Genomic DNA, 11,178 nt, shown 5'->3' with positions numbered 1-11,178 from the left:
AGAAATGAAATTAAAAAATATATTTATAGCAGGAAGCATTTGTTTCTTTGCTCTTACAGCTTGCACCGATCTTGATGAAAATGTGTACGACAAATATCCTGCATCAGATTTTTATGGATCTCCTCAAGGGGCAGATATTGCTTTAGCTGGTGTATACGGACAAATTCCTGGTAACTGGAATGGGGTTGGTTATGCCGGAGCAGATTTGGGTTGGTACGACTTAAACTCTATGTGTGTTGATGACCAAGTTATTCCTCATAGAAATACAGGTGACTGGTCTACTGAATTTGCAATCTTATTTAAACACCAGTGGCTGCCAACAGACGAAGTAGTTAGAAATACCTGGAACTGGTTATATGTATCCGTTTTCAATGCAAACCTTGCAATAAAACTATTGGAAGACTCTAAAGCTGATGCATCAAAAATTGCTGAAGCAAAAGTGTTAAGAGCTTTTTTCTATTATTTATTGATTGACGATTTTGGAAATGTGCCATTTTACACAGACAACAATATTACTGTTGATAAAATACCACAAGCAAGCCGTAAAGACGTATTTGATTTCGTCGTCTCTGAATTAAAAGCAAATATTGATTTATTACCTGGTACTAAAGGTGGAGAGTTTTACGGCAGATTCAATAAATGGGCTGGGTACACTTTGCTAGCTAAAGTATACATGAATGCGGGCGTTTTAACTGGAACTCCAAAATGGGAAGAATGTCTTGCTGCTTGTAATGTTGTAAATGGCGGAGGATTTTCATTACATTCTGCGCTGTCAGATGCTTCAAGTCCATTAGGAAATAAATACTACGAATTGTTTGGAGATGTAAATCCGCAAGATGAGACCATTTTATCTATTTATACTACCGTAGATGTTGTGGGCCGTAATATTTTTACTGTACGCAGCTTGATTGGGCCACATGCTAATGCTCTATTTGGTTACAGTGGTTGGAACGGATCTGTTGTTCCTAAAGATTTTTACCTAAAGTATGACGATAAAGATATTCGTAAGAAACAATTCCTTTTAGGGCCTCAACCAGGTAATGTAAATTATACATTAGACATCGCTTCATTAGATAATCCGGGAGCTGGTGCCCAAGAAGGGGTTAGAAATGTTAAATTTTATCCTGCAGGTTCAATGAACGGTGGCGGAGCTTCAAATGATTTCCCAATTTACAGATATGCTGACGTTATGTTAATGACAGCAGAATGTAATGTTCGTTTAGGGAATGCAGGAGCTGCTAAACCTTTAGTTGATGCTATTAGAACTCGTGCTGGTCTTGCAGCTTTAGCTTCAAACCCTACTCTTGATGATATTTTTGATGAAAGAGGACGTGAATTAAATTGGGAAGGACATCGTAGAGAAGATATGATTCGTTTTGACAAATTTTTGTTGCCAAATGAATTCAGAGGCGCTTCAGAAGAATATAGAAAAATATTCCCTATCCCAACTTCAGCTTTAAATGCAAATCCAGGACTTAAACAAAATCCAGGTTACTAAAACAGCTAAATAATATGAAAAAATATATAAATAAATTTGCTGCATTACTTGCATTAGTAATCGTGGCTACCTCTTGTGAATCTGACGCAGAATTAACCGTTTTAAAATCGGTTAGTTTTCCTGCAGCAATTACATCTTCTGCAAGCAAAATTGTGCTTACAGAAGATACCGCCGATGAAACTGCAACAACTATTTCTTGGTCTGCTGTTGTTTTCCCGATTGAAGCTCCGGTTTTATATACGGTTCAGTTTGATTTGCCAGCAAATACTTCTGGCACTAAAGCTTGGTTAAATGCTAAAGTATTTGAAGCAGGAAACGATGTTTTGAGTAAGTCTTTTAGTGTTCGTGATTTGAATAAAATTGCAACCGATTTAGGAATACAACCGAATGTAGACGGAAAATTAGCGGTAAGAGTCGTGGCTGCGATGGATAGAAATATTTATTCAGATCCTATTGAGATAACAGTAACTCCTTATGAAAAAGCAGTTGCTTTTGGCGAAATTTATATGCCTGGCGATTATCAAGGTTGGGCGGTTGAAACTGCTGCAACTTTAACCGCAATTGAAAAAGGAGTCTATCAAGGATACATGACTGCTGAAGGAACTGCACTAGCATTCAAATTAAATACTGCCAGAACATGGGCTGAATTTTATGGTGCAGGTGCTACTAATGAAGATTTAGTTAGAATGGATGATGATAATTTATTTCTTCCAAGTGCAGGTTCGTACCAAATTAAAGTAAATTTGAACACGTTGAAATGGTCTGCAACTGCTTATGCATGGGGAATTGTTGGAACTGCTCAAACAGGAGGATGGGACAACAGCACACCAATGAGTTATGATCATCAAACTAAAACATGGAAAGTAACAGCAGACTTAGTTCCTGGAGCATTGAAATTCAGATTGAACAACAAATGGGATGTAAATTATGGCCCTGCTGATGAGTCTAAAAATGTTATTACTAAAGATAATGCAGGTGCTTACACTATTTCTGAAGCGGGAACTTATGAAATTACCTTCACTATTGAAGAAACAGATCCAAACACAAATGGCTATCCTGCAACAGCAACTTGCAGCATAGTTAAAAAATAATCTAACATCATTCATACTGGTTAGATTAGTTTTGAGTGATACCTGCCTTTCTGAGCAAAAGGCAGGTTATCTAAAAAAATAAAAACTGCCGCTCAAAACCTATCCAATTTAATTTTAAAATTATGAAGTCTAACTCCAATATTTTTCTTGCTTTACTGCTTTCAATAGCTTTTGTGTCGTGCAGTTCTTCTGAAGAAAACCTTAAACCAGAGCCAAATCCAGGAACAGAAAACGAATATCAGCAGTATGGATCTCCATTTGATAAAGTGGCAGCCAACGAAGATGCCGTAATTTATCAGGTAAATGTGCGCTCTTTTAGTCCAGAAGGAAACTTAAAAGGTGTTCAGAAACGACTTGGAGATATTCAGAAACTAGGTGCAAATGTCATTTATCTGATGCCGATTTATCCTGTTGGAAAAATAAAAACAGCTGGAAAATTAGGTTCTCCTTATTCTATTAAGGATTATAAAGCCGTTAATTCTGATTACGGAACATTAGAAGACCTTCGAGCATTGGTTACCGAGGCACACAGCAAAAATATGGCGGTAATTTTAGACTGGGTTGCCAATCATACTTCTTGGGATAATCAATGGATAACGGCTCATCCTGATTGGTACCAAAAAGATGCCAGCGGAAACATTACCATTCCGCCTGGAACAAACTGGCAAGATGTAGCGCAGTTAAATTATACCAATGCAGAAATGAAAAAGGCGATGATCGATGCCATGTCCTATTGGGTTTACAATGCCAACATTGATGGATTTAGATGTGATGCAGCCGATTTTGTTCCGATGAATTTCTGGTCAGAAGCGATTTCTAAAATCCGTAAAATCAAAAAGCAAAGAATGATATTAATGGCAGAAGGCACTAGAGTCAATCATTTTGATGCGGGATTCGATTACACTTTTGGTTTTGCTTATTTCGGCGCTTTAGAAAAAGTGTTTTCAGAAGCGCAACCTGCAAGTTATCTTCAAACTGAAAGCTCCAAAGAATATGGACAGCTGGACGCTTCAAGAAGAATTGTACGTTATACAACAAATCACGACGTGAATCTTTCTGACGGAACTCCGCTTGAACTTTTTGGAGGAAAAAAAGGTTCTTTAGCCGCATTTGTAATTGCATCAAGCATGAAATCTGTTCCTATGATTTATAATGGTCAGGAAATTGGGTACAACAAACGCATCGATTATTTTGACAATGTTCCTATCGATTGGTCTACTGCAGATAATGAAATGCTTTTAGAATATCAGAAAATAATCGCATTTAGAAATTCTAGTGAAGCACTCCGAAAAGGAAAACTAACGGGTTATAGCAGCAATGATGTGAGTATTTTTACAATGGAAACTACAAATGAAAAAGTCTTAATTGTAGCAAATATTAAAAATAAATCTATTAAATACACGACTCCAACTTCTTTGGCTAATACCAACTGGAAAGATGCATTAACTGGAAGTACAATTTCTATTGGTTCAGAAATTAATTTAGAAGCTTACCAATATTTAATACTTAAAAAAGAATAAAAGCTTTTAATAAAGTTAGATTTGCAAAAAACTAAATAAAATGAATTTTCAATCCCAAAAAACATTGCTTCAAATGCGTTTGAACAAAAAAACAGCGCTTTTATTTTTTGTTATCCTAAGTGTATTTTCGCTTCAGGCACAAGAAATAACTTCGCCAGACAAAAATCTTTCTCTAAAATTTGAATTAAAAGAAGGCGGCATTCCGTCTTACCAATTATCATACAAACAGAAACCGGTTATTAAACCAAGTTCTTTAGGTTTAGAGCTTAAAAACAACGCTTCGTTTATGGATGGTTTTACCATTACAAATACTGCACAATCTTCTGTTGATGAAAATTGGAATCCGGTTTTAGGAGAAGAAAAAACAATTCGCAATCATTACAACGAATTGGTTGTCACTTTAGCGCAAGCGAAAAACAACAATAGGTTTATCCGTATTCGTTTCCGTTTATTTAACGACGGATTGGGATTTAGATATGAATTTCCGAAACAAAATGATCTGAATTATTTTGTAATTAAAGAAGAGCGCACTGAATTTCAATTGGCTGGAAATCATAAAATTTTCTGGATTCCAGGAGATTATGACACCAACGAATATGCTTATACAACATCAAAGATTTCAGAAATTCCTTCTTTGATGAAAAAAGCTACGATTGAGATTAATGCACAGCAGCCAATCAAAGAATTATCTGTACAAACACCATCTATGATGAAATCAAACGATGGTTTATATATCAACATTCACGAAGCAGGATTAATTAACTATCCCGCAATGTACCTTGAAGTTGATGCTAAAACCAACAAAATGACAAGTCATTTGGCACCAGATGCCATTGGTGCAAAAGGCTACATGCAGACTGACACTCAAACACCTTGGAGAACTATTGTAGTAAGTGATAAAGCAACTGACATTTTAGCTTCAAAATTAATTTTAAACCTTAACGAACCAACCAGTTACAAAGATGTTTCATGGATTAAACCTGTAAAATACATTGGAATTTGGTGGGAATATTTCGTTGCAGGAAGAAGCACGTGGGCTTTCGGGAAAGAAAACAACGTAAAAATGACAGATGATTTTACGAAACTTACGCCAAACGGAAAACACGGAGCCACTACAGAACGTGCAAAAGAATACATTGATTTTGCTTCTAAAAATGGCTTTGATGCAATCCTTATAGAAGGTTGGAACATTGGCTGGGAAGACTGGATTGGCAACTGGAAAGAAGACGTTTTTGATTTTGTAACTGCATATCCTGATTTTGATGTAAAAGCGGTTCATGCTTATGCTGCTTCAAAAGGTGTAAAAATTATCATGCACCATGAAACCTCTGGATCGGCTACAAATTACGAACGTCGTCTAGATCGTGCTTTTCAATTTATGAATGACAACGGTTATGATGCCGTAAAAACAGGTTATGTAGGACAGATTATTCCACGTGGCGAACATCATGACGGGCAATGGATGGTGAATCATTACATTAACGTTGCGAAACGTGCTGCCGATTATAAAATTATGATTAACAGCCACGAGGCCGTTCGACCAACAGGATTAAACCGAACTTTTCCAAACTGGATTGCTCAGGAATCAGCGCGCGGTACTGAGTTCGAATCTATGGGAGGATTAGCTCCAGATCACACTACAATTTTACCATTTACCCGTTTAATGGGAGGTCCAATGGATTTTACGCCTGGAATTTTCCAGACCGATCTTTCGTATTACGGAACAGGAAGTTCACAACGAGTAAACACGACTTTAGTAAAACAATTGGCTTATTATGTAACTATGTACAGTCCGTTGCAGATGGCGGCTGATATTCCTGGAAATTACGAGCGTTTTCCAGATGCATTTCAGTTCATTAAAGACGTTGCCGTAGATTGGGATAACAGTTATATTCTAGAAGCCGAACCTGGAGATTACATTACAATTGCTCGTAAAGCAAAAGGCAAAAAAGAATGGTATATTGGCGGAATTACAGATGAAAATGCCAGAACAGCAAACATTTCATTTGATTATTTACCTGCAGGAAAAAATTTCGTTGCCACCATTTATGCCGATGCTAAAGAGGCCAATTGGAATCAAAATCCACAAAAATATACGGTTACTAAAGTTATCGTAAACTCAAAAAGCAAATTGAAGCAATATTTAGCTCCTGGTGGAGGTGTTGCCATTAGCATCAAAGAAGGAACTGCTTCAGATTTAAAAGGATTGAAAAAATTATAATTTAAGACGCTAAGATTCTGAGATACTCAGTTTCTAATTTTTTTTCCACGAATTTTCAGAATTAAGATTTTCTAGATAAATCCTTAATTCGATAATTCGTGGCAGAAAAACCTATGCTCCTTTTTAAGCAAAAAAACTTACTATTTTGAAACTATTAACCACAAATGTTTGTCGAATTTAAAAACAATGCGAGTGAGAATGAATTTTAGTTAGAAATGCCGACAAGCATCCAAAAAACTATTATTATGGAAATCAAAATTACCACTAGATTATTTCATATTACCAAAGCATTAATTTGCTTTCTACTATTATTTGCAAGTTCAGCTTATGCACAAGATCCTCCGCAGTACGGGACACCGTTTGCAGGAGTTCCTGACACGAGAGATATTAATATGTATCAGGTTCATATTCGTCCGTTTAGTGCCAACGGAGATTTAGCCGGAGTAACTGCCCGATTAGATAATATAAAAGCACTAGGAACCAATGTTATTTATTTAATGCCGATTTTTCCGCACGGCACCGATTCCCGAAGTTCACCTTCGCCTTATTGTATCAAAGATTTTAAAGCTGTCGGATCAGAATATGGTTCTTTGGCCGATCTAAGAACTCTGGTTGATGGTGCACACAGCCGCGGAATGGCCGTTATTTTAGACATCGCCATCAACGGAACTTCTTGGGACAATGTCTGGATTGCTTCACACCCTGAATATTATAAACGAACTGGTACAACCATTCAGCAATTAGGAAACTTCTCTGATATTGCAGCGTTAGATCTTAACAGTTCGGCAACACGAGCAGCTATAAAAGATGCCATGCGTTATTGGATTTTCGCAGCCAACATTGATGGTTACCGTTGCGATTATGCTAATAATCCTCCCTTGGATTTTTGGTCAGAAGTGAATTCAAATCTTAGAAGCATATCTTCTCATAACTTATTAATGTTAGCCGAAGGTGACAGACAAGAAAACTTTCAAGTTGGTTTCGATATGAATTATGGCGACAGATGGTTTCATGCAGGTTTGTATGATATTGCCAATGGCGGACCAGTTTCTCAAAGAATCCAAGATCAGACAACTTATGAATATGCAAAAGCAACAGGTAATCAGCAAATCGTTAGATATACGGGTAACCATGATACATACACCAATGATGATGGCGTAAGAAGACCAATTATTGTATTCAAGAATCATAACGGAATTGTTGCTAATTTCTTGGTTTCAGCTTACATGAAAGGGGTACCTTTTTTAATGAGCGGACAAGAAATCGATTACGAACCCAAAACGGATTGGCCGTGGCAGAACTTTAAATTTAACTGGTCTCAAAATCCAACGGCTGCTGCAGATTTTGCAAAAATCTTAAATTTCAGAACAACGAGCGCAGCCATCAGGCGCGGTGATTTAACCACATACGCAAATGATGATATTAGCATTTTCACTAAAACATTAGGTACAGAAAAAGTAATCGTAATGTCGAATTTGAGAAATGCAGCTAAATCGTATGTTATTCCAGCAGCTTTGGCAGGAACTTATGTAAATCCGTATAACAATAATGCTTCAGTAACTTTAACAGCAGGGTCTACACGTAATTTTGCTGCTTACGAATATTTGGTTTTAACGAATACCAATGCACCTGTTGTCGCAGTAACCGGAGTTTCAGTTAGTCCAACAACGGTAACAGTTGGTTTAGGCACAACACAGCAGTTAAATGCGACGATTGCTCCAGCAAATGCCACAAATCAAAATGTAACTTGGACATCGAGTAATACAGCGGTTGCAACCATAAATGCTTCTGGATTGATTACGGCAGTTGCAGCAGGAACTGCAACGATTACAGTTAAAACAGTTGACGGAAATAAAACAGCAACTTCGGCTATAACTGTTGCTACGATTCCAGTTTCTTCTGTGGCAGTTTCTCCAACTTCTGCAAGTCTGTATGCTGGAAATACACAACAGCTTTCGACGACAATTTCGCCAGCAAATGCCACAAACAAAAATGTAACTTGGTCTTCAAGCAATACAGCAATTGCAACTGTTAATAGCGCTGGTTTAGTAACAGCTGTTGCAGCAGGAACAGCAACGATTACAGCAACTACACAAGACGGAAATAAAACAGCTTCGGCAACCATTACGGTTAATCCGAATACGAATTTCACGGTTTATTTCTACAAACCATCAAACTGGGGAACTGGAATTAAAATATATTATTGGAGCGCTTTACCAACAGGCGTCTTAGCAAATGCAACGTGGCCTGGAGTAAACATGACTGATAATGGAAATGGATGGTATAGCTACACTTTTACAAATGTAACCTCAACCAACTTAATTTTCAACGACGGAACCAACCAAACGGCTGATTTAAGCAGAGATAAAAACGGCTGGTACATGAACAGCGCTTGGTACGATTCTAATCCAGGAACGGGTGTTGCGGTTACAAGTGTGAGTTTGAGTCCTACAACAGCTTCATTAAATGTTGGCGGAACACAACAGCTTACTCCTACTATTCTTCCTGCAAATGCAACGAATAAATCGATAACGTATAGTTCAAATAATACCGCTGTTGCAACTGTAAATGCTTCTGGTTTAATTACCGCTGTAGCGAATGGAACGGCAACAATTACTGTTACAACTGTAGACGGAAACAAAACAAACACTTGTTTAGTATCGGTTACGACAGCTCCTAGTGGAGGAAATTATTATACGATTAAAAACAGATGGACAGGCTCTTATTTATCTGATGCAGGAACAAATACAGGATACGGAGCAAGCGTTTCTGGAAACAATTACAAATGGCAGAAAATCGCTATTGATGCCACTTATTTTGTACTTAAAAATGTGGCAACAGGTGAACTAATGAATATCGAAGGCCAAACCGGAAATGTACAGTGCAATATAACTGATACTACTTTCTGGAGTGCACAATGGTCAAGCGATTATATCGACGGAACTTGGACTCGTTTAAGAAACAGATGGCAGTCAGGAAATATTATTCATGTTGAAAATCAAACTGGCGCCGCGCAATACGGAAATTCACAAGATGGTTGGTACAGCGCACAATGGCAATTGGAAGCGACAACAGTTGGAACTTCAAAAATGGCTCTAAATGTTGAAGAAGTTTCTACAACTGAACCTGAAATTAGCATTTATCCAAATCCTGCAATTAATAATGAGTTTAATATTGTAATGCCTGAATTAGCAAAGGGAAATTCTGCTGAAATTTTCGTTTCAGATTTAAACGGAAGAACTCTTTTAACAGAAAGACTTTCTGCTTCAGGACAGGTTAATCATCATTTATCTTCAGGAGTTTATGTTGTAAATATTATTTCTAAAGATTTTAAAGCTACTAAAAAACTGATCGTTAAATAAATTCGATTTGGTTGAAATAGAAAAGCGCATGAAATTATCATGCGCTTTTTTTTATTTTTTAAAATGTATAATTCAGAGCAAATCCGAAATTATTCTCCGATGTGATTTCATTTTTATTTAATGCGGGTTTAAAAGCTAAATTCTCATTTACATTAAACTGAGATAAAGCAGCATCAACGTTAGCGTCGATAATATTTAAGACATAAAAACCAACCATAAACAAAGCAGATAAATCTCTATTTCTTTGATAGCCTTTTTGAGCTGTAATCAACTGGCTTTCGCTTAATCCTGCTAAAAATTCCGAATCGCTTTTTTTACCTTCAAGCCTATTTTTATATTCGTTTCTATAAAGATTGTAATTCTTCTGATTGTCGATGTAGAAATAAGCACTCGTGCCAATAGCACCATATACCAAAGGAAGTTTCCAATATTTTTTATTATAAATCTGCCCTAAACCAGGCAAAACTGCAGAATAAAAAGCTGCTTTTGCTGGACGAAGCGGATCGATTGTTTCTGATTTTAAGGAATCATTTGAAATAATTCTATCTTTTCCCTGAGCGAAAATTGAAGTAAATCCAAGAAGTAAAAAAAGAACAAGAAATTGATTCTGCATATAAAGTGTCTTTGAAAATTTTGGCTCAAAGAAAACTTTTTAATTCTAAGGTTTTTCTTAAATAAAAGATAAAGAAAACTTAATTTTTAAATTAACTGATAACCAGTTAAATATCTCTAAAAGATAAAAATAATACTACAAGTTTTGTATTATTCAACTTAAAACTGTTACTTTGCAACATGAAAACTACAACAGTAAACAAGGAAGCAATTAAACAAGCCATTATCAAGATGAGAGATGATAAGGTTGCTGTACGCTCTTTTTTACAAGGAAAAACTTCTGCAGAAACCTTAACTTTAAAAGGTATCAAACTTGTTAAAACCATATAATTATACTTTTAATTCTGATTCTGGTTATTATAGTTTCTTTACAAAAAGACAAATTGAATACAGAGTTGCTTTCTACGAAGATTTCACATTAGCATCTTGCGTTGGGAACGATAAAGAACTTGGAAATGTTTATCAAATTACCATAGACAAAATTAGCTCTCGTCCTGAACAATTTGATGTATTGATTTCAAAAACAATCAAAAACATTATTGCCTAGTTTTTTGAAAATATTCATGATGCATTAATTTATATTTGTGATGATAATGATAAAAAAGCATTTCAAAGATTTTCTGTTTTTGATAGATGGTACAAAAAAAGTTCCATGACCAATTATATCACAAAGCTTGATAATATTATTGAACTAGATTCTGATACAGAAACTATTAAACTTTATACATCTTTAATGTTTCATAAAGAAAATACTAATTTTAAAACCATAACAGAAGCTTTTAATAATATCAGTAATGTTTTAAATGGAGAAAAATCATAGTTAGTTCTAGCAACAAAAAACCGATATATTTCTATATCGGTTTTATTATTTATT

General features: G+C 35.9%; 9 protein-coding genes. 8 read left to right on the top strand and 1 reads right to left on the bottom strand.

Going from position 1 to position 11,178, the window contains the following annotated elements; all coding sequences use genetic code 11:
• Nucleotides 1–4: 4 nt before the first annotated feature.
• The 5 genes from QLQ95_RS09370 (at nucleotide 5) to QLQ95_RS09350 (ending at nucleotide 9,692) form a co-directional block, all read left to right on the top strand.
• On the top strand, nucleotides 5–1,498 hold the full coding sequence (locus tag QLQ95_RS09370) for a RagB/SusD family nutrient uptake outer membrane protein (protein ID WP_482503549.1): 1,494 nt from the start codon (nucleotides 5–7) through the stop codon (nucleotides 1,496–1,498).
• A 14-nt stretch (nucleotides 1,499–1,512) separates the two neighbouring features.
• The gene (locus tag QLQ95_RS09365; protein WP_482503547.1) at nucleotides 1,513–2,589 is read left to right on the top strand and encodes a SusE domain-containing protein; all 1,077 of its coding nucleotides are present in this window, start codon (nucleotides 1,513–1,515) and stop codon (nucleotides 2,587–2,589) included.
• Nucleotides 2,590–2,711: 122 nt separating this feature from the next.
• Nucleotides 2,712–4,109 carry an alpha-amylase family glycosyl hydrolase gene (locus QLQ95_RS09360; RefSeq protein WP_428237466.1) on the top strand — a complete coding sequence of 466 codons (1,398 nt, stop codon included), beginning with the start codon at nucleotides 2,712–2,714 and terminating at the stop codon, nucleotides 4,107–4,109.
• A gap of 73 nt (nucleotides 4,110–4,182) precedes the next feature.
• A complete protein-coding gene (locus QLQ95_RS09355) occupies nucleotides 4,183–6,330 on the top strand; it encodes a glycoside hydrolase family 97 protein (protein WP_095929780.1) in 2,148 nt (715 codons plus the stop codon).
• Nucleotides 6,331–6,575: 245 nt separating this feature from the next.
• Nucleotides 6,576–9,692 (top strand): Ig-like domain-containing protein, encoded by a 3,117-nt coding sequence (locus QLQ95_RS09350; RefSeq protein ID WP_482503545.1) that lies wholly within the window; start codon nucleotides 6,576–6,578, stop codon nucleotides 9,690–9,692.
• Nucleotides 9,693–9,750: 58 nt separating this feature from the next.
• Here the strand turns inward: QLQ95_RS09350 and QLQ95_RS09345 are convergent, their stop codons facing one another.
• Complete coding sequence (locus QLQ95_RS09345) at nucleotides 9,751–10,305, bottom strand: DUF5683 domain-containing protein (RefSeq protein ID WP_095929620.1); 555 nt, start codon at nucleotides 10,303–10,305, stop codon at nucleotides 9,751–9,753.
• A 179-nt stretch (nucleotides 10,306–10,484) separates the two neighbouring features.
• Here QLQ95_RS09345 and QLQ95_RS09340 point away from each other — a divergent pair, with 179 nt between their 5' ends.
• The 3 genes from QLQ95_RS09340 to QLQ95_RS09330 are packed head-to-tail and all read left to right on the top strand — an operon-like array spanning nucleotide 10,485 to nucleotide 11,124.
• The gene (locus QLQ95_RS09340) at nucleotides 10,485–10,634 is read left to right on the top strand and encodes a hypothetical protein (RefSeq protein WP_172426892.1); all 150 of its coding nucleotides are present in this window, start codon (nucleotides 10,485–10,487) and stop codon (nucleotides 10,632–10,634) included.
• The gene (locus tag QLQ95_RS09335; protein ID WP_482503543.1) at nucleotides 10,618–10,851 is read left to right on the top strand and encodes a hypothetical protein; all 234 of its coding nucleotides are present in this window, start codon (nucleotides 10,618–10,620) and stop codon (nucleotides 10,849–10,851) included. The genes QLQ95_RS09340 and QLQ95_RS09335 overlap by 17 nt, the downstream gene beginning before the upstream one ends.
• A gap of 12 nt (nucleotides 10,852–10,863) precedes the next feature.
• Complete coding sequence (locus QLQ95_RS09330) at nucleotides 10,864–11,124, top strand: DUF6169 family protein (protein ID WP_482504058.1); 261 nt, start codon at nucleotides 10,864–10,866, stop codon at nucleotides 11,122–11,124.
• Nucleotides 11,125–11,178: the final 54 nt, after the last annotated feature.

The organism is Flavobacterium sp. B330r, from assembly GCF_056824325.1.
Note: the sequence above shows the minus strand (reverse complement) of the source record. Positions and strands in the feature narration are given on the sequence as shown.